The sequence below is a fragment of the Burkholderia sp. HI2714 genome (genome assembly GCF_002223085.1).
GTDB lineage: Bacteria > Pseudomonadota > Gammaproteobacteria > Burkholderiales > Burkholderiaceae > Burkholderia > Burkholderia lata_D.
This window is the reverse complement of the sequence record NZ_NKFM01000058.1, coordinates 93,570-114,787: the sequence shown is the minus strand read 5'-3', so window position 1 is coordinate 114,787 and position 21,218 is coordinate 93,570. Positions and strand designations below refer to the sequence as shown.

Genomic DNA, 21,218 nt, shown 5'->3' with positions numbered 1-21,218 from the left:
TGTTCTCCTTATTTTCCCTTGACCATCGAATTGAGCAGGCGGCTCAGCATGCCGACGAAGACGAGCGGCGGCAGCGCGAGCAGCACCGTCGACGCGTTGATCACGCCCCACGGCACTTCCTGGCCGAGCGACGTGAACGCGGACGCGACCACCGGCAGCGTCGCGCTGCGCGACGACGTGAGCGCGAGCGCGATCATCAGTTCGTTCCACACCAGCACGAAGCTGAACACGATGCCGCCGAGCAGCGTGCTCGCGCACACCGGCAGCGCTATATGCCAGAACACCGCGTACGGGCCGTAGCCATCGAGCGCGGCGGCTTCCTCGATCTCGCGCGGCAGCCGGCGGAACACGGGGATCGACAGCCACGTGATGGTCGACAGCGTGACGAGCAGGTACGTGACGATCATCGACAGCTTCGTGTCGTACAGCCCGAGATCGACCCAGATCGCGATCAGCGGCAGCGCGACCGCGACCGGCGGCAGGAAGCGCAGCGACAGCAGGAAGAACTGGATGTCGCGCTTGCCGCGTATCGGGTAACGCGCGATCGCATACGCGGCCGGCACGCCGAGCACCGCGCCGATCAGCACGGCCGCGCCGACGATCGCGATGCTGTTGCCGAGCCCGATCAGCACCTCGAGGCTCGACAGCACCTGCTCGTAGTTCGCGAGCGTCGGCGTGAAGATGAAGCGCGGCGTGGGCGTGACGATGTCGAGCAGGTGCTTGAGCGAATTGAGCACGGCCCAGAACAGCGGGAACGCGGCGACGAGCAGGATCGCGCCGGCGATCATGACGGTCGACAGGTTCGAAACGGTCGCGGCGGTGCCGCGGCGGGCCATCAGTCGTCCCATTTGTTGACCCTCTTCCAGATGAGCGTGAAGACGAGCGTGGTCGCGACCATCATCAGCACGGCCATGCCCGACGCATAGGACACCTTGCCGGCGAGGCCGATGCCCTGCTGGTACGCGTACAGGTCGAGCGTCTCGGTCGCGATGCCGGGGCCGCCCTTGGTCATCACGTAGATCAGGTCGAACGAGCGCAGCGACTCGACCATCTTGATGAACACGAGGCTCACGAGCGGCGCCTTCAGCATCGGCAGCGCGATGTATGCATGCACTTGCCACGTCGTCGCGTAGTCGAGCCGCGCGGCTTCGAGCGGCTCGGGCGGCAGCGTCTCCAGCAGCTTCAGGATCACGACCGCGAAGAACAGCCCCCATTGCCACACGTCGACCAGCGCGACCGCGTACAGCGCGAGATGCGGATCGGCGAGGAACGCGGTGTTCTCGATCCCGAGCATGCCGAGCAACCAGCTCAGGATGCCGGTGAGCGGCGCGTACATGAACTTCCAGATGAACGCGGCCGATACGCGCGGCAGCAGCACCGGCATGATCAGCACCAGCGATGCGAGGCGGCGCCAGCGGCCGTGCACACGCTCGAACAGGAATACGGCCAGCGCGATCCCGACCAGCACCGCGCCGGCCACCGTGACGACTTCCCACAGCACCGACACTTCGATCGCGTTCAGGAAGCGCCGGTCGGAGGCGAGCCGGATGAAGTTGCGCAGGCCGACGTATTCGCTGTCCGGATAGCGCAGCACGCGGTTGCGCAGCGCGAGGTTGATCGCGGCGACCGTCGGGACGAGGCTCAGGACCGCGAGCAGCGCGAGCGTCGGCGCGAGGAACACCCACGGCAGGCTCGTGCGGTCGCGGCGCGCGCGGCCGCGCCGGGCGGAAGATGGGGAAGGGGCCGGACGGACGCCGAGCGCGCGTCCGCCGGCGCCGTCATTTGCGAGCGACATGTTCGAGCGCGTCCTTCGCGTACTGGTCTGCGTCGTCGAGCGTGCCGCGCACGTCCGTCTGCGTGCCGGTGAACACCTGCTCGAGCGCGATGCCGAGGTTGTCGCCGATATCCGGCCACTGCGGCGTGCGCCAGATCGTCACCTGCGTGACCGGGTTGGTGTCGTTCAGCCCGGCCTGGATCTGCGGCGCGACGTGCTGCTTGAAATACGGGCTCGCGATCGTGCTCGACCGGTTGTAGTCGCTGAACACGCCGTTGCGCAGCCGCGCCTGCTCCTGGTCCTTGCTGGTCGCCCACGCGATGAAGCGGCCGGCGGCCAGCCGCGTGCAGTTGTCCTTCGCGCCGACCGCCGAGATCGCGAAGCCGTGGCCGTACGCGGCCGACGGCAGCGGCGCGGGCGGGCGCGTGTAGCCGACCTTGCCGGCCACGCTCGACTTGCTCGCATCCTCCATCCAGTCCGCGAACGGCGTCGATTCGATCATGAACGCGACCTTGCCCGAGCGGAACGCTTCGAGCGCGTTGCTCCAGTCGTAGGTCGCCGCGCCCGGCGGCGCGAACTTGAACAGGTCGCTGTAGAGCTGCGTGGCCTTCACGGCGGCCGGCGAATTGAACGCGGGCTGGCCGCCCTTGTCGGTCCAGGCGCCGCCCATCCCGAGCATGAACGGCGACCAGCGCCACACGTTCATCCCCGAGCCGCGCTGGCCGCGCGCGACCCAGCCGTAGAGCTTCGGCGGCGCGTTGAGCTTCCTGATCGCGGCGACGAGCTGGTCGAGCGTCTTCGGCACCGGGATGTGCGCGGCGTCGAGGATGTCGCGGCGGTAGAACAGGAAGTCACCGCCACCGATCAGCGGCGCGAAGTACGCGACGCCGTTGTAGCTCGCGACCGCGCGGCGGCCGGGCAGGAAGTCGTCGTAGTCGTATTCCTTCGGGTAGTACTTGAGGAGCGGCACGATCCAGTTGGCCGACGCGAATTCGGCGACATTCGCCTCATCGACGTAGTAGATCTGGTAGGAACCCGCGCCGGTCGACGCGTCGAGCCGCGATTTCGCGCGGCGGTCGTTCTCGCCGAAATAGCTGATCTCGACCTTGGTGCCGCTCTTCTTCTCGTAGTCGGCCAGCGATTTCTCCATGACCGACAGGCCGAGACTCTTCTGCGCGAGCACCCGAAGGGTCGGCACCTTGCAGGTTTGCGCGGCCGCGACGCCCGGCAGACAGGCGCCGAGCAGCAAGCCGGCTGCGACGATTCGCATCTTGTTCACCCGTGTCTCCTTGATTCTGCTTGTTCGAATGCCGTCGATGACGGCAGGAACAATGGTGAGACGGGGGCGATGCGGGCACCACATCAAAAGAAAACGCCAACCGATACTTTTTGCTCAGGGTTGGTCGTGCGATGCACAAAATGTGGTGGTGGAGTGGGGCATCCGGCCGGCGGGAGGGGCGGGACGGCTCGAGCTATCCGCGTGTCGTGGCGTGACTGCATCAGCCGCTACGACCGGCCGCACGCGCTTTTCTGCCGCGATCCGGGTTACTGGCAGGCCGCGGGCTACGGCGTCGCTTTCCCGTTCGGCGAGTACGAGCAGATGGCGGCTGCCATGCGCACCTGCGCCGGCCGGGCTGTTCCAGGCGATGCGGTAAAGTGTCGCCTTCGCAGGGGGCACCCGCTGAGAGAGCAGCGTCCTTGCCGGATCAGGAGAAAAATGAATGAGTGAAAACAGGTACAACTACGGCACCTGACAGGATTTACGGCCCGTCGACATCTTTGCCTTGGTCGCGTTCGACGAGACACGCAAGCAGCTCGGCCTGGACGATCTGGCCGCTGCGTCAGCGATGCTTCTCGGTCAGGCTGACGTCCCAGTCCCGGGCAAGTTCGCAGGCGCTACGCCGGGCACGTCCGTCGCCTCCGTTGCCGCTCGGAAGTTGTTTCCTCAAACGTTGCCGTTTCGCCTGCCGATGATCACGGGTGTCGGGTTGTCCGGTATTCGGATCGCCTTCACTCGCCGCCTCGGCGCGTGGGTCGGTCGGGCGGTCCCCGTCGTGGGTGAGGTGTTTCTGGGTGAGGTGTTTCTGGCTCGCGACGCCTACCTGATCATGCGCAACACCGTGTCGACCTACAACCGAATCGTAAAGCCCGAGGACCGGGTGCTCTGAACCATGAAAGACGATACCTGGGAACGCCTGGAAGCCTTCACACGCGAAGAACTCGGTCGGCCGCTGCTCGGCGGCAAGCTGAACTTGCAGCCGGAATCCCGGCTTGAGCAGGATCTCGGCGTCACGGGCCTCGATGGGGTGGAATTCATCGACAGGTGGGCAGAGACATTCGGCGTCGACGCCCAGGGATTCCCGTACCGGCGCTATTTTGGCCCCGAAGGTCAGGAACTGCTGTCGTCACTTATCGGGCTGTTCGTCAAGCGCCTCCGGCACCCGGAACGGCGGCCTCTGACCTTGGGGATGCTGGCCGAGGCAACGCGACGTGGGAAGTGGGACACGGACGCGATCGAGGCTGCCGCGGGGCAGTGATCGTATATGGCCGGGCTGGTCGATGCACTGACCGGCCCTTTTAACTGGCGAAAATACGATTACGCCACGCCAAATTTTGCTGCCTACCGATTTATCGCGCTTGAGCCGGTGCATGTATCGCGCGCGGCTTCATCCGCGTGCCGGCCTTTGCTGCGTGTCGAGCGCGATCCGGTACACCCGCACTGCGTTGTCATGCCAGATCGCGCGGCGCGCGGCGTCGTCGAGATGTGTCATCGCACGAGCAAACGTGCGCAGCAGCGCCGGATACGACACACGCAGCCCGGCCACCGGAAAGTTGCTGGCGAACAGGCAGCGCCGCGCGCCGAAGATCGCGATCGTATCGCGGATGATCCGCGCGTTCTCAGCGTCGTTCCACTCTGCATCGCGCAAGCCGAGTTCGGAGATCTTCACGGTGACGCGTGGCAGGGCGGCAAGCGCCTCCATGCCGCGCCGCCAGTGCGCGAGCCCTGCATCCGAGCGATCCCACGGCAGCCCCGCATGTTCGAGCACGACGTCGACATCCGGTGCACCGGCGAGCATCGAAGCCGCCTCCTCGAGATGCCAGAACGGCACGCGCAGATCCCAGCACAGCCCATGCGCGGCGAGGCGTTCCAGCGCGGCCGGCCAGCGCGGATCGCGCAGCGTGCCCGGCCCGTCGACGGACGCATCCGGCGCGGCGGCCGTACGGGGCTTGAAGCGCACGCCACGCACGCGCGGCCACGCGGTCTGCTCGGCAAGCCGCTCATCCGCGTCACCCGCGAGCAGGTCGACCCACGCGACGACCGCCGACGGCAACCCGTACGACTCCGCGACTTCATGCAGCCAGCGCGTTTCCGCCAGCGCCTCGTCGTGCGCCCGCTCGGCCTCGACATGCACGCTCGCGACGATCGGTGCACCTTGCACTGCGTGCCGGAGCTCGTCCACCCCGAAGTCGCTGCACAGCGCCGTATAGTCGCCGAACATGAAGCGCGCCGGATCGTAGTCCTCCTGCAGCCACGGATAGTGCGCACCGGCATCGAGCCGCCACAGGTGGTGATGCGCATCGACGAGCGCATCCGGCATGCCGTCGAGCGACGACGCGTCGTGCATGTCAGCGCGCGCCGGCGAGCACGTACGACGCATCGGGCTCGCGCAGCGTCGCCAATGCGCCGACGAAACGCCACGTATCGAGATCGAGCTTGCGCACGTAGTCGTCCTGGAACGACACGTACGCGACGCGCCGCGACGGATGAAACGACAGCGCGGTCGGGTTCGCCGGCAGCGCGATGCGTTCGATCTCCTCGAGCTGCCGCGCATCGAACACGGAGATCGACCGCTCGCCCGAATTGGTCAGCAGCAGCAGGTCGCGGCCGTCGGGCGCGCTCGTGCGGTAGATCCGGTTCGGATCGCTACGCGTCTTCACGCGGCGGCCGCAGGTCATCGTGTCGGTGTCGATCTCGACCAGCGTATCGTCGCCGCGATTCGCGACGAACAGCGTGCGTTCGTCGCTCGACAGCGCATTGCCTTCGGGGCGCGGGCCGGGCATCACCGCGCGCGGCGCGACCGTCGCGTCACGCGGATGGAATTGCGTGACCGTATTCGACAGCAGGTGCACGCCGTACGCGCGGCTTGCATCGCGCGTGAGCGTGACGAGGTGCGTCTTCACGCCGCCGGACGGCACGGCCATGTTCGGCACGGGCTGTCGGGTCGGCTCGTCGAACACGAGCAGCATGTCGTGCGCCTCGCTCATCGCATACAGCCGGCCGTCTCGGTCGCTCGCCATCCCATGCGGCCGGTAGTACGGCCACAGGTCGAGCATGCGCGTGTGCGTGCGTTCGACGAGATCGATCTCCGCGATCCGGTGATCGCCGTCATGGCCGCGCGACCACGCGGTCTCGATCCCGAAGATGCCGACGTACGCAAAGCGCTCGTTCACGTCGACGGTGAACTCGTGCGGGAAGTTCGGCAGTACGACGTGCTTGAGCGCGGTTTTCGTGTCGAGGTCGTAGAAGCTGAAGGTGTGGGCGCATTTCTGCACCAGCAACAGGATGTCGTTCATGGTGGGGTCTCCGTCGATTCGTCAGCAAGCCTGCGTATTCGTGTATCCGTTTTCAGTCCTCGCAGCGTTTCGGCAGCGTCAGCGCGAGGAGGCCGGCCACCGCGAGCGTGATCGCGAGGCTGTACACGCCGGCCGCCGCGCTTACGTGCTGGGTCAGCACGCCGACCGCATACGGGCCGCAGAAGCCGCCGAGATTGCCGAGCGCGTTGATCAGGCCGCGCGCGCTGCCGGCCGTCTCGACGCTGCAGAGCTTCGGCGGAATCGCCCAGAACACGCCGGCCGCCGCCTGCAGGAAGAAGCCGCAGCCGATCAGGAACGCGAACGACACGGCCATAGACGCATGCGTGAGCACCGACAGCGCGAGGCACGCGGCGAAGCCGACGAGCGGCAGCAGCACGAACAGGCGGCGCTTGCCGGTTCGGTCAGACAAATACGACGTGACGAACATCCCGATCACCATCGCGACATACGGGAGCATCGCGAGCAGGCCGATCTTGCCCATCCCGGTGTGCGTGAGGTTTTTCAGCAGGGTGGGCAACCACATCGTATAGCCGTAGATGCCGACCTGATAGCAGAAGTTGATCGCGATCAGCAGCCAGATCGTCGGGTTGCGCAGCAGCTCGCCGAACGACGCGGCAGCCGGCGTGCCGGCCGCGCGCTTGCGTTCCTGCTCTTCGCGCAGCGCGTCGAGGATGTAGGCCTTCTCGCGCGGCGACACCCAGCGCGCGGTCTCCGGGCCGTCGTCGGCGAACATCAGCCACACGACGAGGCACAGCAGCGACAGCGCGCCCGCACTGAAGAACAGGTGATGCCAGTCGTACGCGGCGAGGATGAAGCCGGACAGCGGCGCGGTGATCATGCCGGCGAGCGGGACGAACATGATGACCCTCGCATTCGCGCGGCCGCGTTCGCGGTCGGGAAACCAGTGGCTGACCATCGTCAGCACGACGGGCAGCATCCCGCCTTCGGCCACGCCGAGCAGGAAGCGCAGCGTCAGCAGTTGCCAGGTATGCGTGACGAGCCCGGTCAGCACCGACAGCACGGCCCAGCTCACGAGCGACCATGCGATGAAGGTCTTGCCGCTGCCGAGCGCCGCGCGCCGGCCGCCGGGAATCTGCAGGAACAGGTAGCCGAAGAAGAAGATGCCGCCGGCGAGGCCGGCCATCGTCGCGTCCATGCCGAGATCGGCGTTCATCCCGCCGGGCATCGCGAACGCGATGTTCACGCGGTCCATGTACGAAATGATGCAGGCGAGCAGCAGCGGCGGGATCACGCGCAGCCAGCGGCGGCGCGGAATGGCTTCGCCGGCTTCGTAGGCCGGGGTGGCCGGGTTCAACAGGGTCATGGTGTCTCCAATCTTGGTGATGGCGGCGGCGGTCTTCTGGTGGACCGCTGTCACGCCGTGACGCGCCGATGCGCAACGCCCTGCGGCGTTGCACGTGTGAACCGATGTCGGGTGCCTCGCGCCTAGCGCCCCCAGCGCAGCACGAGCGGATCGAGCCGCCGCGCCGCGTCGAGCAATCCGGCGCGCACCTGGGGAGGTAGCTCGGGCCACGGTGCGCGCGGTGCGTCGCACGCGATCACGCCGCCTTCGCGCATCAGCGCCTTTGCGGTCAGGAAGCCCGACTGGCGGTTCTCGTAGTTGATCAGCGGCAGCCAGCGCGCGTACTGCTCGACGGCTTCGTCGCGACGGCCGGCGAAATACGCGTCGGTGATCCGGCGAATCCCGTCCGGATAGCCGCCGCCCGTCATCGCGCCGGTCGCGCCGGCATCGAGATCGGCGAGCAGCGTGATGCCTTCCTCGCCGTCCCATGGCCCCTCGATCGCGTCGCCGCCGAGCGCGATCAGCTCGCGCAGCTTCGACGCGGCGCCGGCCGTCTCGATCTTGAAGTACGACACCGCGTCGATCTCGCGGGCGAGCGACGCAAGGAACGGCGCGGACAGCGCGACGCCGCTCGCGGGCGCGTCCTGGATCATCAGCGGAATGTCGAGGCCGTCGGCGGCTTCGCGGAAGAACGCGCGCACCTGCGCTTCCGGCACGCGGAACGTCGCGCCGTGATACGGCGGCATCACCATCACCATCGCCGCGCCGAGTGCCTGCGCGCGCCGGTTACGTTCCGCGCAGATCCGCGCGCTGAAGTGCGACGTCGTGACGATCACCGGCACGCGGCCCGCGACGTGCTCGAGTGTGGCGCGCGTGATCAGGTCGCGTTCGTCGTCGCCGAGCGCGAACTGCTCGGAGTAGTTCGCGTGGATGCAGAGGCCCTGCGAGCCGGCGTCGATCATGAACTCGAGGCAGCGGCGCTGGCCGTCGAGATCGAGCGCGCCGGTTGCGTCGAAGATCGTCGGCACAACCGGAAAGACGCCCTGATAGCGTGCGTTCATGGCGGCCCTCACTCGACGATGTCGAACTGGTCGAGGAATTCGGTCTTCAGCGTGAGGCCGAGGCCCGGCACGTCGTCGCGCAGTTGCACGAAGCCGTTCTCGGCCACCGGCTCGCCGTCGAAGATGTAATAGAACAACTCGTTGCCGACTTCGACGTCGAACATCGGGAAGTACTCGCTCATCGGCGACGCGAGCGTGCTCATCGTCAGGTGATAGTTGTGCATCTGGCCCGCATGCGGAATCACCGGCACGCTGTACGCCTCGCACAGCGCGTTGATCTTGTGCGCCATCGTGATCCCGCCGACGCGGTTCGTGTCGTACTGGACGACCGACACGGCCTTGCGATCCAGCAGCTGCTTGAAGCCGTACAGCGAGAACTCGTGTTCGCCGCCGGAGATCGGGATGCGCGTGAGCTGGTTCAGCTCCGCGTAGCCGTCGATGTCGTCGGCGATCACCGGTTCTTCCAGCCAGCGCGGCTGGTATTTCTCGAGCTTCGGCAGGATGCGCTTCGCGTATTCGAGGTTCCAGCCCATGTAGCACTCGAGCATCAGGTCGTTGTCGTAGCCGATCACCTCGCGGATCGCCGCGACCGACTTCAGGTTCTCGGTCACGCCCTGCTGCCCGTGCGCGGGCCCGTAGCCGAAGCGCATCTTGAACGCGCGGAAGCCTTCCTTCAGGTAGCGCTGCGCCTCGTCCTGCATCTCCTTCAGGTCGGTGCGGTAGAGCTTCGAGTAGTAGCAGGGGATCCTTTCCTTGGTGCGGCCGCCGAGCAGCTTGAACACGGGCTTGCCGACGCTCTTGCCGAGGATGTCCCAGATCGCGATGTCGACCGCCGAGATCGCCGCCATGCCGATGCCCTTGCGGCCCCATGCGTGGGTCGCGCGATACATCCGCTGGTTCAGGTATTCGTAGTCCCACGGGTCCTGGCCGATCACGAGCGGCGCGAGGTACTGGTCGATGATCACCTTCGCGACATGCGGCGCGAGCGCGACGTTGCCGAGGCCGACGATGCCGTCGTCGGTCTCGACTTCGACGACCGTCCACGAATGGAAGCGGAACGTGCTCATCGTTTCCTGCGGCGCGTACAGCAGGTCCATCGCGTTCGAGCAGAAGTTGCCCTGGGGCGGGACGGTCTTGCCTTTCCACTGGAATACGCGGGCGCGGACGGAACGGATCTTCATCGGGTGTCTCCGGAGTTCGGTGTGATGTTTTCGTGTTGAAAGGCGGTCGGCCGGCGTGGCCGTCGGGTCAGGCGGAAACGGCCTGCGTACGGCGCGCGGCGCCCATCCGGCACGCGATCTGCAGCGCCTGCCAGGTCGCACCGACGTCGGCCGTGCCGCGGCCCGCGATGTCGTAGGCGGTGCCGTGCGCGGGCGTCGTGATCGGCACGGGCAGCCCGCCCTGCACCGTCACGCCGCGCGAGAAGCCGAGCAGCTTGATCGCGATCTGCCCCTGGTCGTGGTACATCGTGACGATCGCCTGGTAGTCGCCGGCCTGCGCCTTCAGGAAGATCGTGTCGGCGGGGAACGGGCCGTGGAACGGCGCGTCGGTCGGCCAGTCGCGCGACTGCAGCCGGCGCACGGCCGGCTCGATGATGTCGATTTCCTCGCGGCCGCAGCTGCCGCCGTCGCCGCCGTGCGGGTTGAACGCGGCGATCGCTACCTTCGGCGCCGCGACACCGTTCGCGAGCAGCGACCGGTAGATCAGTTCGGATGCCTGTTCGATTCGCTCGATGCTCAGGTAGCCCGGCGCATCCTTCAGCGGAATGTGCGACGAGATGCGCGCGGTCCACAGCTCGCCGAGCGTGTTGAATTCGCAGAAGTAGCCGGTCACGCCGAGCGCCTCGGCGAAGTGGTGCAGCTCGTCCTCGTGCTTCAGCCCGCCGAGTTTCATCGCGTACTTGTTCAGCGGCGCGAAGCAGATCGCGTCGATGTCGCCGGCGAGCGCGGCGTCGAGGCACAGGTCGAGGACGGTCAGCGTCGAGCGGCCGCCGGCCGCGCCGGGCTGGCCGACCGTGACGTCGGCCGGATCGATCGTGTCGAGGGCGACGAATGCGGGGCGCGCGGTGGACGGCCGGCCGCGCGCGGCGGCGAGCGATGCGACGGGTTCGACGTCGACCGTCATGCCGGCGACGCGCTGGCCGGCTTCCCACAGCCAGCGATCGCCGATCAGCACGAGATTCGCGCGGGCGGTGGCGTCGGGGCGGGCGAGCAGTTTCGCGATCAGTTCGGCGCCGATGCCGGCGGGGTCGCCGAGCGTCAGCGCGACGACGGGCAGGGCGGCGGCGGGCGAGGGGGTGTTCATGCGGTGTCTCCGGTGGCGGCGCTTGGCCGTTTGTCTATGGGGTTGATGCTAGGTAGACGGAATGAGTCGGTAAATTGAAAACTCTTGATGAATCGATAACCTGGAGTAATCAGAGATGGGCTCGATCGACCGACGAGACTCGACCCCGCAGCTGCTGAACCGGCTGCGCATGCGGCAGATCGCGCTGCTGCTGGCCGTGGACGAATGCTCGACGCTGCGCGCGGCGGCCGACCAGATGGGCCTCACGCAGCCGGCCGCGACGAAGATGCTGGCCGAACTGGAGAGCGCGCTCGGCCAGCGGCTGTTCGATCGCGTCGGGCGCGGGCTCGTGCTGAACCCGGCCGGCGAGCGCGTGCTCGGCTATTTCCGCGGCATTCGCGGCAGTGTCGAGGCGCTGAATCGCGAGCTCGGCGAGCTGCAGCTCGGCAGCGCGGGGCGGCTCGCGATCGGCAGCATCATGGCGGCGTCGCCGGGGCGGCTCACCGAGGCGCTGGTGCAGTTGAAGGCGCGTTACCCGCTGCTGGCGATCGACATCGCGGTGGATACGAGCGACCGGCTGATGCCGCAGCTGCGCGAAGGCGTGCTCGAAGTGGTGATCGGGCGCCACGTCGGGACCGATTGCGACTTCCGCGTGGTCGACGACGAGGCGCTCGCGATCATCGCGGGCCGCGACCATCCGCTTGCGGGCGCGGGGCCGGTGGAGTTCGACGCGCTGCTCGATTACACGTGGATCCTGCAGCCGGCCGGCAGCCCGGCGCGCGAGGTCGTCGAACGCGAGTTCCGCGCGCGGCACCAGCCGATGCCGCGCGGGCTGGTCGAAACGGGGTCGATCCTGACGACGATGAACCTCGTCGACCGTTCGACGATGCTCGGCGTGATTCCGCTGACGGTGGCGCGGCGCAATGCGGAGCACGGGCTCGTCGCGATCGTCGATTACACGCTCGAACAGAAGCTGCCGTCGTACGGCAGCCTCGTGCGGCGCGACCGGCCGCTGAGCATCCCCGCGCAGCAGTTTCTTGCGCTGTTTCATCGCGAAGGAGCCGGAGATGACGGCGGCGAGTAACGGCGCGGTTTGCCAGCCAAGGCGGCCGAGCCAGCCGCGCAGGCCGCGCTGGCCGAATCAGACGCGGTGGCCGAATCAGCCGATCAGGCCAAATCAGCCGGGCAAGCCGAATCAGCCGGGCAAGCCAAACCAGCCGGGCCGGCCGAATCAGCCGAGCCAGCCGAGCCATCCGGATCAGCCGAGCTAACCGAGCTAACCGAGCTAACCGAGCTAACCGAGCTAACCGAGCTAACCGAGCCGGCCGAGCAAGCCGAGCAAGCCGAGTCGGTCATGCACCACCATCGCGGAACGCAGTGAAGCGCGATGGCGCCGCCTATGAGACGGATAAGGCAGACGAACCCGAAGCGAACCGCCTCAGCGCACCGACGGCGCCGCAGGCGCGTCGGCGAGCGCCGACATCGATTCCGCCAACGAGCGGTCCGGGCGAATCCGCAGCGCGGCGACGATGCCGATCAGCAGCATCGCGACCGAGCCGATGAACGGCACGGTCCAGCTCCCCGTGCGATCGACGAGATAGCCGAACAGGATCGGCGACAGGATCCCCGAGATCGCGGAGCCCGCGTTCATCATCCCGCTCGCGATGCCGGCGTGGGTTGGCGCGATGTCGCTCGGCACGGCCCAGATCGGCCCGATCGTCAGTTCGAGGCACAGGAACGACCCCGACAGGCACAGTGCGACGCCGGCCGTCGAATGCACGACCGCGAGCGGCAGCAGGCACGCGAGCGCGCCGACGAAGCTCGCGACGATCGCGCTCTGGCGCGACAGCGCGAGGTTGCCGGTCTTCCGGTAGATCCGGTCGCACAGCCAGCCGCCGAGCGTGTCGCCCACCACGCCCGCGAAGAACACGCCGGATGCGAACAGCGCGGTCGATTTCAGGTTCAGGCCCTGGCCGTTCAGGAAGAACGTCGGCAGCCACGTGAAGAACAGCCACGCGGTCCAGCCGTAGCAGAAGTAGACGAAGATGGTCGGCGCCATCCGGCGGAACAGCGGCCCCCACGGCGTCGGGCCGGCAGGCGGCACGGCACGGGCAGCGCGCGGGCGATCGTTGCCGGCTTCGTCGCCGAGCGGATGTTCGCGGAAGCCGACGATCCACCACGCGAGCCACACCAGCGTGACCGCGCCGATCACGAAGAACGCGGCGCGCCACGACAGCCAGGTCATCAGCGCGGCGACGATCGGCGGCGTGACCGCGTTGCCGAGCCGCGAGAACGAATGCGTGAAGCCCTGCACGACGCCGCGCCGCTCGCGCGGGAACCAGTGGGTGATCGCGCGGGCCTGGGCGGGCAGCGTCGCGCCTTCGCCGATGCCGAGCAGCAGGCGCGCGGCGAACAGCAGCCCGAGGCTGTGCACGAAGCCGGTGGTGAAGGTCGACACGACCCAGATCAGCCCGCAGCCGATCAGCGTGATGCGGGCGCCGAACCGGTCGGCGATCCAGCCGCCGCCGATCTGGCAGATTGCATACGAATACGCGAACGCGGAGAATGCGACGCCGAGTTCGGTGTTCGACAGGCCGAGCTCGGCCTTGATCGCGCCGGCCGCGGTTGCGAGGTTGACGCGGTCGACGTAGAGGATGAACGAAAGCGCGCACAGCAGCCACAGCGTGTGGCGCCGTTGACGGTGGTCGTTAGGCATGTGTCTCACTCCATTCTCGTGCGCGGCGTGGCAATGACGCCGCGTTCACTGGCCGGGCCAGCATCGCGCGGCGGCGGAGACACTGTCTAATGAATCTTTGGGATCAATCGATAACCCCAGGTATTCATTCCCGTTTCAGGGGCATCAGCCGCATCATCTGCATCAGCCGCACACGACGCAACCGAGCACCACAGGTGAAGAATTGACCGACGACGAAGAACTTTCACTCCATCGCGAGAGCCGCTTCTGGGATCTGCCGCCGGTGAAATGGTGGATCCGCGGGCATGGCCGCGACGGCTATTCGTTCCGTCTGCTGCTGTGGCCGCCGGTGATCGTGTTCGTGCTCGAATTCATCTGCATGCTGTTCGACGCGTTGTACACCAGCATCGGCGTCAGCGCCGTCGCGACGCTGTTCCTCGGCTTCGCCGGATACCACGGCGCGCAGCGCGAATGGCTGGTGCCGTCCGCGACCACGCGCGCGCTCGTGAAGGCACGCATGAAGAAGGCGGCCGAACGGTTCTCGTCGCTCGGCGTGGGCGCGACCGTGCTCGCGATCTTCGTCGCGGCGACCTCGCTGTCGCTCGTGATGTCGGGTCAGCCGGTGCTGGATACCGCCTCGAAGGACGCGGTGTCGATCTTCATCGCGCTGGTGTTCCTGCCGGTGTACGTGTCCGGCGCGGTGCGCAAGCTGGCGATCGCGCGGATCGAGGAAGTGGAGGCGCTGCGCAACGCGACCCTCGGCACCCGCCTGAAATTCGACCGGGCCGGCGCGGTGCGCGCGGTCGTCGTGCAGGGCGCGGCGGGGAAAGGAACCGTGTCCGTCCGGGAGTACACGGTGCTCGGGTTCAACCCGCCGCTCGAACAGGTCGGGCGCGAACCGGGCGCGTGACGGTTGAAGGTGACGTAAAAGCGACGTGAAGCCGACGTCTCAAGCCGGAAAGCGCGCGTGGTCCGGCGTCGGCACGAGGTTGTCGGGCCACTGTACTTCGAACCGCGTGCCGCCCGCGCCGGTCGGCACGCAGATGGCCTCGCCCTGATGCGCATGGGCGATCGCCGCGACGACGGCGAGCCCGAGGCCGCTGCCGCCGGGCTGCGACTCGTCGATGCGCCGGAAGGCCTTGAACACGTGCGGCGCGAAATCGGCCGGGATGCCGGGGCCGTCGTCCTCGACGCGCAGCCGGCACATGCCTGCTTCGATCCGCGTCTGGATGCGGATCGTGCCGGGCACCGCGTGGCGGCGTGCGTTTTCCAGCAACGCGAGCAGCGCCTGACGGATGCGCACCGGGTCGCAGCGCATGGGCCGCGGGTCGAGATCGAGCACCGGCTGCTGGCCGGCGGCCTGCAGCGTATGGGTGAACACGTCGACCACGGCGCGCACGTCGGCGGCAAGGTCGGCGTCGCGGATCTGGATGCTCAAATGGCCGCTATCCGCGAGGCTGACCACGCGCAGATCCTCGATCAGCCGCGTCAGCCCTTCGACCTGCGTGAGCAGGCTGCGGAACTGCGCTTCGTCGGGCTTGAACACGCCTTCGGCGAGCCCCTGCAGGCGCCCGCGCAGCACCGTGACGGGCGTGCGCAGCTCGTGCGCGATCGCGGCATTCCAGATCGCCTGTTCGTTGGTCACGCGCTGCAGCTCGTCGGCGAGCGCGTTGAAGTGGTCGGCGAGCAGCGCGGCTTCATGCAGCGAGCGGTCGCCTGCCACGGCACGCGCGCCGAGATCGCCGCGCGCGACGCGGCGGATGCTGTCCGTGACCGAATTGAGCGGCACGAGGATGCGGCGCGCGAGATTGACGGCGACCGCGACCGACAGCACGAGGCCGACCGACGTGGTCGCGATCAGCCACAGCCATTCCGGCGCGGTCGGCAGCCAGTCCTTCGTGTTGAAATGCGCGGGCCAGTAGTTGAACGCGACGTAGTAGAAGAGGATGGCGGTGAGCACCATCAGCAGCGTCACGCCGAACACCATCCCGGCCATCGTCAGCGCGATCTGCCGGCTCAGGCCATCGAGCTTCACGTCAACTCCAGAGCTTGTAGCCGACGCCGCGCACGCTGACGGGCACGCCCTGCACGCCGAGGTCGTCCAGCTTCTTGCGCAGCTTGCTGACGTGGCTGTCCACGGTGCGCTCCAGCGCGTCGCCTTCCGGCAGGCAGGTGGCCATCAGCTCGGCGCGGCTGAACACGCGCCGCGGCGCGCGCGCGAGCTGCGCGAGCAGCTTGAACTCGGTGAGCGTCAGCACGAGCGTGTGCCGCTCGCTGCCCACTTCGAGCGTGGCTTCATGGCGTTCGAGATCGATCTCGAACGGCGCGACCCGCAGCACGCGCTGTTCTTCCTGGCGGGAGCCGGCCATCGAACGGCGCAGCACCGCCTGCGCACGCGCGACGACTTCGGCGGGATTGAACGGCTTCACCACGTAATCGTCGGCGCCGATGCGCAGGCCGGTGAGCTTGTCGATGTCCTGGTCGAGCGCGGTCAGCATGATCACGGGCGTGTCGCCGCGATGACGGATTTCGGCGAGCACCTTCCAGCCGTCGACGTGCGGCATCTGCACGTCGAGCAGCACGAGGTCGGGCTTGAGCTGCAGGTGCAGTTCCAGTGCGCGGCGGCCGTCGGCCGCGTGCACGGTGCGCAGGCCGCCGCGCGCGAGATAGGCGGTCAGGATCTCGGCGATCTCGGGTTCGTCTTCTGCGATGAGGACGAGCGCCTGGGCGTCCTGGCCGGCGCTGGAAGGGGGCGGGAGATCAGGCAGGGCCATTCGTGTGAGTCCATCGGGGTTTCCATCGAGTCGCCATACTACCGCATGGGAAACGCCGTCGAGCGGAGGTCGGGCGGCGGTGCGCGCCGGCGTGTGCCGGCGGATTGCTTCGAAGGCGGGGCCTGGCCGAAACCTTTCGGTCAACTCGCGATTCGACGGGGTCGCATGTCGCCGGCGCGTCACACGCGATCGCTCTTCCCGTGCATCACCATGATGGTTTGCTGCATGACCGCGCACAGCGTTTCCTTGTCGCCGGTCACTGCGAAGACTTCCGCCTTGGTCACGATCAGCGTTCGCCCCGGCCGGATCACCTCGCCACGGGCGATCAGCTTGTCGCCCGCGGCAGGCGCGACGAGGTTGATCTTGTATTCGACGGTCAGCACCGACGCATCGGCGGCCACCGTTGTCATCGACGCGTAGCCGGCGGCCGAATCGGCGATCATGCCGACCACGCCACCGTGGACGAAGCCGTGCTGCTGCTCGATGCCCTGCCAGTGCGGTACGTGGATCTCGGTCCGTCCGACGTCGATCAGCGGCATCCTGGCCTGGATCAGACGCATCGCGTGCTGCTTGTCGAAACTGGCGGCGACGGATTCGAAATAGTTCGGGTTGAGGGCGTCGGTCATCGTGTGTCGAGCGGGGTGGGCAGCGGCGGGCGCGGAGGCTGGGTGCAAGCGGGCGGCGGTGTGTTCCGGAGGCGTAACGCATAAGGAAAGCCGTTCGCCCTAAAATCGGCTCTCCTGTCTCCAGCGGCCATCCGATGCTGATGCTCATCCTTCACCCGCTTTCCGGCGAGTCGGCCAGCGACCGTGCCGACGTCTGGCGTGTCTTCACTGAAGCACCTTCGTACACGCAATGCGTCGAAGGCCGTTTGCCGACCGAGGAAGACGTCGACGATTTTTTCGACGGCAAGCCTGCCGCCAAGGCGGCGGCCGACAAATCGGTGTTCGGGTTGTGCGTCGACCAGCACATGATCGGCTGCGCGGATGTCATCCGGGCCTATCCGGACGACGACTGCCTGTGGATCGGTCTGCTGTTGCTCTCGGAAGCGCATCAGCAGCGCGGTTACGGCAAGGCCGCGTTGGGGTTGCTCCTCGACATGGCGAGGAAATGGGGCTACCGCACCGCGCAACTGGCCGTCATTTCGACCAATCCTCGCGCCCAGGCCTTCTGGCAGCGCGAAGGTTTCGACGAGATTCGTCGCACTGTGAATCCGAGGTTTTCCGGCGACGTGATCGTCATGCAGCGCACGATCCGGTAGCACACCGCTTCTCGACCCTTGGAAACGGAAGCCGCCGCAACTCACCTATGAATAGTCGAAATACTGCGCGACACCGTGCCTGTCGCCGTCGAAATCGATGGTGGGGCAGGTGCCGATCTCGGGGCGCCCGCCCCAGGTGAGATGCAGCACCGAATAGCGGCCGGGCTCGTCGACGTGGGTGCAGATCACGTCGTCGCAACCCAGTGCGTGAGCGATCACTTTGAGATTGCGCCGGTAGAACGGATGCTCGGGGTGGATTTCGATTTCGAGTTCCGCCTGGATGCGGGCGTGATGGGTATCGCACTCGCGTGACGGATCGTCGAACCTGCACCACCCGTCCGCATCTGGCGCCTGGTCCGGCTTCGTTTCGCTGTCGGAGGTCATGGGGTGTGGGTCTCGCGGATCATGATGATCGATGAAGCGCGGTGCGCGTCATGCCGGGGAATCGACTGCCGGCCATCCCGGTGTCGGGATGGGCACGTTCGGGTATGGCCGGCAGGGCCGGTCGCCATTGTTTCATGCGGGCCTCTGCCTGCCCGGCTGGCGCGCTGTTGCCTCAGATCTGGCCGAGCAGCACCAGTATCACGACGATGAGGACGACCAGCCCGACGGTGCCCGACGGCCAATAGCCCCAACTTCGGCTGTGGGGCCATGCAGGAAATGCACCGATGAGTAGGAGAATCAGAATGATGATTAGGATAGTACCGAGCATCGCACCCCTCCTGGAACGGATTTGACTTTGCGGTTCTCCCGCCGAGGGCGATGGGAGCAATGCGCGTGCCGCGACGGCGCGCGCCGAACAGCGGCAAGGTCCGGAGCGGAGTGAATTCACAAAATGAATACCCCCGGATTCAGAAAATAAAGTTTAAAAATGCGTCCCTGCCCCCTATGCTGAATCCTTCTGATCTGGCGGGCATGCGATGGCTGAACTTTTTCTGGTACGGCATGGGCAGGCGTCCTTCGGCACGGACGACTACGACCGGTTGTCCGCGGCGGGCGAGCGGCAGGGCGTCTGGCTCGGCGAATACTTCGCGCAGCAAGCGCTCACATTCGACCGCGTGATCTGCGGCACGCTGAACCGCCACGCGCAGACGGTCGACGCGATCCTGCGCGGGATGGGCCGGGAAGGCGCGCCCGTCGACCGCCACCCGGGCCTGAACGAATACGACTTCCACGGTCTGTTCGCGGCCGCCGCGCACGACTACCCCGACATCGCCCGCCTCGCGGCCGGCTCGATGAAGGAGCATTTCCGCGCGCTCCGGCAGGTGCTGCAGCTCTGGTCGGAAGACAAGCTCGGCGAGTCGGCCCCCGAGACCTGGGCACACTTCCAGCAGCGCGTGGCCGAGGCCCGCGCGGCGATCCGCCACGGCGGCGGCCAGCGCGTGCTGGCGGTGAGCTCCGGCGGCCCGATCGCGGTCACCGTGCAGCAGGTGCTGGCCGCCCCGCCGTCGAGCGCGATCGCGCTGAACCTCCAGATCCGCAACAGCAGTCTTTCGCAGTTTTTCTTCAATGCCGATGCGTTCCACCTCGCGTCGTTCAACGGCATCCCGCATCTGGAGGATCCCGAACGACACGCGCTGCGAACCTACGGCTGACCCACGAACGATCGCGACGATGACGAACCCTACCCAGCAACTCGACGTAGCCCGCCTCACGCGCTATCTGGAAGCGCACGTGCCGGGCTTCGAAGGCCCGGTCGACACGGAGAAGTTTGCCGGCGGCCAGTCGAATCCGACTTTCCTGCTGCACGCGAAGAGCGGCCGCTACGTGCTGCGCCGCCAGCCGCCGGGCGAACTGCTGAAGTCCGCCCATGCGGTCGACCGCGAATTCCGCGTGCTGAGCGCGCTGTCGGGCACTGCGGTGCCGGTCGCGCGTCCGTATCACCTCTGCGAAGACCGCGACGTGATCGGCAGCCTGTTCTACGTGATGAGCTACGAGGACGGCCGGATCTTCTGGGATCCCGCACTGCCGGAACTGCCGAAGGCCGATCGCGCGGCATGCTACGACGCACTGCTGCAGACGATGGCCGCGTTGCACGACGTCGATGTCGATGCGGTGGGCCTCGCCGACTACGGCCGCCCCGGCAATTACTTCGAGCGCCAGATCGGCGTGTGGACGAAGCAGTACCGCGCGGCGGAAACCGAGCGCCTCGACGCGATGGAAACGCTGATCGACTGGCTGCCGAAGGCGTGCCCTGCCGACACGGGCCGGCCGACGCTGGTGCATGGCGATTTCCGGATCGACAACCTGATGTTCGCGCGCGACAGCTATCGCGTGCAGGCCGTGCTCGACTGGGAGCTGTCGACGCTCGGCAATCCGCTCGCCGATCTCGCGTATCTCTGCATGTGCCTGCGGCTGCCGTCCGGCGGGCAGGTGCGCGGGCTCGCGGGCCAGGATCGCGCCGAACTCGGCGTGCCGGACGAAGCGGCGATCGTCGCGCGCTATTGCGAACTGCGCGGCATCGAGCCGATCCGCGACTGGCACTTCTACCTCGCGTTCAGTTTCTTCCGGCTCGCGTCGATCGCGCAGGGCGTGAAGGCGCGCGCGCTGCAGGGCAATGCGTCGAGCGAGCAGGCGCTGCGCGTCGGCGCGATGGCCGGGCGGCTCGCCGAGCTGGCCGTCGGCGTGATCGACGCGCATCGCTGAAGCGGCCGGTTTCACCGGGCAGCGGCAGGACACCACATCAATGGAGGAGCACAGCAACATGGCAACGAATCTGTTCGACCTGACGGGCAAGATCGCCCTGGTGACGGGCGCGAGCCGCGGCATCGGCGAGGAAATCGCGAAACTGCTCGCGGAGCAGGGCGCGCACGTGATCGTGTCGAGCCGCAAGCGCGACGACTGTCAGGCCGTGGCCGACGAGATCGTCGCGGCAGGCGGCCGCGCCGAGGCGCTGGCCTGCCACGTCGGGCGGCTCGAAGATATCGCCGCGACGTTCGAGCACATTCGCGGCAAGCACGGCCGCCTCGACATCCTCGTGAACAACGCGGCCGCGAACCCGTATTTCGGGCACATCCTCGATACCGATCTCGCCGCGTACGAGAAGACGGTCGACGTGAACATCCGCGGCTACTTCTTCATGTCGGTCGAGGCCGGCAAGCTGATGAAGACGCATGGCGGCGGCGCGATCGTGAACACCGCGTCGGTGAACGCGCTGCAGCCGGGCGACCGGCAGGGCATCTACTCGATCACGAAGGCGGCGGTCGTCAACATGACGAAGGCGTTCGCGAAGGAATGCGGGCCGCTCGGCATCCGCGTGAACGCGTTGCTGCCGGGTCTCACGAAGACGAAGTTCGCGGGTGCGCTGTTCGCCGACAAGGACATCTACGAGACCTGGATGGGGAAGATCCCGCTGCGCCGCCATGCGGAGCCGCGCGAAATGGCCGGCACGGTGCTGTATCTCGTGTCGGACGCGGCGAGCTACACGAACGGCGAATGCATCGTCGTCGACGGCGGCCTGACGATCTGAGC

General features: G+C 67.3%; 22 protein-coding genes and 1 pseudogene. 8 read left to right on the top strand and 15 right to left on the bottom strand.

Features of this window, described 5'->3' with window-relative positions:
* Positions 1-8: 8 nt before the first annotated feature.
* From CFB82_RS32930 to CFB82_RS32920, 3 genes are read right to left on the bottom strand one after another with little or no spacing between them, the layout of a single operon-like run.
* Positions 9-848, bottom strand: a complete 840-nt coding sequence (locus tag CFB82_RS32930) for a carbohydrate ABC transporter permease (RefSeq protein ID WP_089446829.1) — start codon at positions 846-848, stop codon at positions 9-11.
* Positions 836-1,795, bottom strand: coding sequence for a carbohydrate ABC transporter permease (locus CFB82_RS32925; protein WP_235986607.1), 960 nt, complete (start codon positions 1,793-1,795; stop codon positions 836-838). Before CFB82_RS32925 ends, CFB82_RS32930 begins: the two co-directional genes overlap by 13 nt.
* Positions 1,779-3,044 (bottom strand): ABC transporter substrate-binding protein, encoded by a 1,266-nt coding sequence (locus CFB82_RS32920; protein WP_373452979.1) that lies wholly within the window; start codon positions 3,042-3,044, stop codon positions 1,779-1,781. Before CFB82_RS32920 ends, CFB82_RS32925 begins: the two co-directional genes overlap by 17 nt.
* Before the next feature lie 451 nt (positions 3,045-3,495).
* Here CFB82_RS32920 and CFB82_RS32915 point away from each other — a divergent pair.
* Together CFB82_RS32915 and CFB82_RS32910 are read left to right on the top strand one after the other, a co-directional pair.
* A pseudogene (locus CFB82_RS32915) lies at positions 3,496-3,942 on the top strand (STM2901 family protein).
* Between the two features lie 3 nt (positions 3,943-3,945).
* A complete protein-coding gene (locus CFB82_RS32910) occupies positions 3,946-4,311 on the top strand; it encodes a DUF1493 family protein (RefSeq protein WP_089446832.1) in 366 nt (121 codons plus the stop codon).
* A gap of 129 nt (positions 4,312-4,440) precedes the next feature.
* Here the strand turns inward: CFB82_RS32910 and CFB82_RS32905 are convergent, their stop codons facing one another.
* The 6 genes from CFB82_RS32905 to CFB82_RS32880 all read right to left on the bottom strand — a co-directional run bounded on the left by CFB82_RS32905 (position 4,441) and on the right by CFB82_RS32880 (position 11,038).
* Complete coding sequence (locus CFB82_RS32905) at positions 4,441-5,400, bottom strand: amidohydrolase family protein (RefSeq protein ID WP_089486726.1); 960 nt, start codon at positions 5,398-5,400, stop codon at positions 4,441-4,443.
* A 1-nt stretch (position 5,401) separates the two neighbouring features.
* Positions 5,402-6,349 (bottom strand): YncE family protein, encoded by a 948-nt coding sequence (locus CFB82_RS32900; protein WP_089446834.1) that lies wholly within the window; start codon positions 6,347-6,349, stop codon positions 5,402-5,404.
* A gap of 52 nt (positions 6,350-6,401) precedes the next feature.
* Positions 6,402-7,694: an MFS transporter gene (locus tag CFB82_RS32895; RefSeq protein WP_089486725.1), complete on the bottom strand. Its 1,293-nt coding sequence runs from the start codon at positions 7,692-7,694 to the stop codon at positions 6,402-6,404.
* Positions 7,695-7,816: 122 nt separating this feature from the next.
* Entirely contained in the window at positions 7,817-8,734 is a 918-nt protein-coding gene (locus tag CFB82_RS32890) for a dihydrodipicolinate synthase family protein (protein WP_089446835.1), read from the bottom strand.
* Positions 8,735-8,742: 8 nt separating this feature from the next.
* Positions 8,743-9,915, bottom strand: a complete 1,173-nt coding sequence (locus CFB82_RS32885; RefSeq protein ID WP_089446836.1) for an L-rhamnonate dehydratase — start codon at positions 9,913-9,915, stop codon at positions 8,743-8,745.
* 67 nt (positions 9,916-9,982) lie between these two features.
* Positions 9,983-11,038 (bottom strand): 4-hydroxythreonine-4-phosphate dehydrogenase PdxA, encoded by a 1,056-nt coding sequence (locus CFB82_RS32880; protein WP_089446837.1) that lies wholly within the window; start codon positions 11,036-11,038, stop codon positions 9,983-9,985.
* Positions 11,039-11,153: 115 nt separating this feature from the next.
* Here CFB82_RS32880 and CFB82_RS32875 point away from each other — a divergent pair, with 115 nt between their 5' ends.
* On the top strand, positions 11,154-12,101 hold the full coding sequence (locus CFB82_RS32875; protein WP_089446838.1) for a LysR family transcriptional regulator: 948 nt from the start codon (positions 11,154-11,156) through the stop codon (positions 12,099-12,101).
* Between the two features lie 354 nt (positions 12,102-12,455).
* Here CFB82_RS32875 and CFB82_RS32865 read toward each other — a convergent pair whose 3' ends face one another.
* The gene (locus CFB82_RS32865; protein ID WP_089446839.1) at positions 12,456-13,733 is read right to left on the bottom strand and encodes an MFS transporter; all 1,278 of its coding nucleotides are present in this window, start codon (positions 13,731-13,733) and stop codon (positions 12,456-12,458) included.
* A 202-nt stretch (positions 13,734-13,935) separates the two neighbouring features.
* Between CFB82_RS32865 and CFB82_RS32860 the strand changes: the two genes are divergently transcribed.
* Positions 13,936-14,622 (top strand): hypothetical protein, encoded by a 687-nt coding sequence (locus CFB82_RS32860; protein WP_069250480.1) that lies wholly within the window; start codon positions 13,936-13,938, stop codon positions 14,620-14,622.
* A gap of 39 nt (positions 14,623-14,661) precedes the next feature.
* Here the strand turns inward: CFB82_RS32860 and CFB82_RS32855 are convergent, their stop codons facing one another.
* From CFB82_RS32855 to CFB82_RS32845, 3 genes are all read right to left on the bottom strand, one after another.
* Positions 14,662-15,747 (bottom strand): ATP-binding protein, encoded by a 1,086-nt coding sequence (locus CFB82_RS32855; protein WP_089446840.1) that lies wholly within the window; start codon positions 15,745-15,747, stop codon positions 14,662-14,664.
* Position 15,748: 1 nt separating this feature from the next.
* Positions 15,749-16,486, bottom strand: a complete 738-nt coding sequence (locus CFB82_RS32850; protein ID WP_089446841.1) for a response regulator — start codon at positions 16,484-16,486, stop codon at positions 15,749-15,751.
* 179 nt (positions 16,487-16,665) lie between these two features.
* Positions 16,666-17,112 carry a PaaI family thioesterase gene (locus tag CFB82_RS32845; protein WP_089446842.1) on the bottom strand — a complete coding sequence of 149 codons (447 nt, stop codon included), beginning with the start codon at positions 17,110-17,112 and terminating at the stop codon, positions 16,666-16,668.
* 134 nt (positions 17,113-17,246) lie between these two features.
* Between CFB82_RS32845 and CFB82_RS32840 the strand changes: the two genes are divergently transcribed.
* On the top strand, positions 17,247-17,747 hold the full coding sequence (locus CFB82_RS32840) for a GNAT family N-acetyltransferase (protein WP_089446843.1): 501 nt from the start codon (positions 17,247-17,249) through the stop codon (positions 17,745-17,747).
* A 45-nt stretch (positions 17,748-17,792) separates the two neighbouring features.
* Here CFB82_RS32840 and CFB82_RS32835 read toward each other — a convergent pair whose 3' ends face one another.
* Together CFB82_RS32835 and CFB82_RS32830 are read right to left on the bottom strand one after the other, a co-directional pair.
* Complete coding sequence (locus tag CFB82_RS32835) at positions 17,793-18,131, bottom strand: hypothetical protein (RefSeq protein WP_089486724.1); 339 nt, start codon at positions 18,129-18,131, stop codon at positions 17,793-17,795.
* 172 nt (positions 18,132-18,303) lie between these two features.
* Positions 18,304-18,459, bottom strand: coding sequence for a DUF3309 family protein (locus CFB82_RS32830; protein WP_089446845.1), 156 nt, complete (start codon positions 18,457-18,459; stop codon positions 18,304-18,306).
* Between the two features lie 208 nt (positions 18,460-18,667).
* On the opposite strand from CFB82_RS32830, the gene CFB82_RS32825 reads away from it, so the two are divergent.
* The 3 genes from CFB82_RS32825 to CFB82_RS32815 are packed head-to-tail and all read left to right on the top strand — an operon-like array spanning position 18,668 to position 21,216.
* Positions 18,668-19,342 carry a histidine phosphatase family protein gene (locus tag CFB82_RS32825; protein ID WP_089446846.1) on the top strand — a complete coding sequence of 225 codons (675 nt, stop codon included), beginning with the start codon at positions 18,668-18,670 and terminating at the stop codon, positions 19,340-19,342.
* Positions 19,343-19,361: 19 nt separating this feature from the next.
* The gene (locus tag CFB82_RS32820; RefSeq protein ID WP_089446847.1) at positions 19,362-20,393 is read left to right on the top strand and encodes a phosphotransferase; all 1,032 of its coding nucleotides are present in this window, start codon (positions 19,362-19,364) and stop codon (positions 20,391-20,393) included.
* A gap of 58 nt (positions 20,394-20,451) precedes the next feature.
* Positions 20,452-21,216 (top strand): SDR family oxidoreductase, encoded by a 765-nt coding sequence (locus tag CFB82_RS32815; protein ID WP_089448361.1) that lies wholly within the window; start codon positions 20,452-20,454, stop codon positions 21,214-21,216.
* Positions 21,217-21,218: the final 2 nt, after the last annotated feature.

Coding starts and splice junctions, on each gene's coding strand:
- CFB82_RS32930 (WP_089446829.1), bottom strand. CDS start 848: ATGGGACGACTGATGGCCCGCCGCGGCACCGCCGCGACCGTTTCGAAC.
- CFB82_RS32925 (WP_235986607.1), bottom strand. CDS start 1,795: ATGTCGCTCGCAAATGACGGCGCCGGCGGACGCGCGCTCGGCGTCCGT.
- CFB82_RS32920 (WP_373452979.1), bottom strand. CDS start 3,044: ATGCGAATCGTCGCAGCCGGCTTGCTGCTCGGCGCCTGTCTGCCGGGC.
- CFB82_RS32910 (WP_089446832.1), top strand. CDS start 3,946: ATGAAAGACGATACCTGGGAACGCCTGGAAGCCTTCACACGCGAAGAA.
- CFB82_RS32905 (WP_089486726.1), bottom strand. CDS start 5,400: ATGCACGACGCGTCGTCGCTCGACGGCATGCCGGATGCGCTCGTCGAT.
- CFB82_RS32900 (WP_089446834.1), bottom strand. CDS start 6,349: ATGAACGACATCCTGTTGCTGGTGCAGAAATGCGCCCACACCTTCAGC.
- CFB82_RS32895 (WP_089486725.1), bottom strand. CDS start 7,694: ATGACCCTGTTGAACCCGGCCACCCCGGCCTACGAAGCCGGCGAAGCC.
- CFB82_RS32890 (WP_089446835.1), bottom strand. CDS start 8,734: ATGAACGCACGCTATCAGGGCGTCTTTCCGGTTGTGCCGACGATCTTC.
- CFB82_RS32885 (WP_089446836.1), bottom strand. CDS start 9,915: ATGAAGATCCGTTCCGTCCGCGCCCGCGTATTCCAGTGGAAAGGCAAG.
- CFB82_RS32880 (WP_089446837.1), bottom strand. CDS start 11,038: ATGAACACCCCCTCGCCCGCCGCCGCCCTGCCCGTCGTCGCGCTGACG.
- CFB82_RS32875 (WP_089446838.1), top strand. CDS start 11,154: ATGGGCTCGATCGACCGACGAGACTCGACCCCGCAGCTGCTGAACCGG.
- CFB82_RS32865 (WP_089446839.1), bottom strand. CDS start 13,733: ATGCCTAACGACCACCGTCAACGGCGCCACACGCTGTGGCTGCTGTGC.
- CFB82_RS32850 (WP_089446841.1), bottom strand. CDS start 16,486: ATGGCCCTGCCTGATCTCCCGCCCCCTTCCAGCGCCGGCCAGGACGCC.
- CFB82_RS32845 (WP_089446842.1), bottom strand. CDS start 17,112: ATGACCGACGCCCTCAACCCGAACTATTTCGAATCCGTCGCCGCCAGT.
- CFB82_RS32840 (WP_089446843.1), top strand. CDS start 17,247: ATGCTGATGCTCATCCTTCACCCGCTTTCCGGCGAGTCGGCCAGCGAC.
- CFB82_RS32835 (WP_089486724.1), bottom strand. CDS start 18,131: ATGACCTCCGACAGCGAAACGAAGCCGGACCAGGCGCCAGATGCGGAC.
- CFB82_RS32830 (WP_089446845.1), bottom strand. CDS start 18,459: ATGCTCGGTACTATCCTAATCATCATTCTGATTCTCCTACTCATCGGT.
- CFB82_RS32825 (WP_089446846.1), top strand. CDS start 18,668: ATGGCTGAACTTTTTCTGGTACGGCATGGGCAGGCGTCCTTCGGCACG.
- CFB82_RS32820 (WP_089446847.1), top strand. CDS start 19,362: ATGACGAACCCTACCCAGCAACTCGACGTAGCCCGCCTCACGCGCTAT.
- CFB82_RS32815 (WP_089448361.1), top strand. CDS start 20,452: ATGGCAACGAATCTGTTCGACCTGACGGGCAAGATCGCCCTGGTGACG.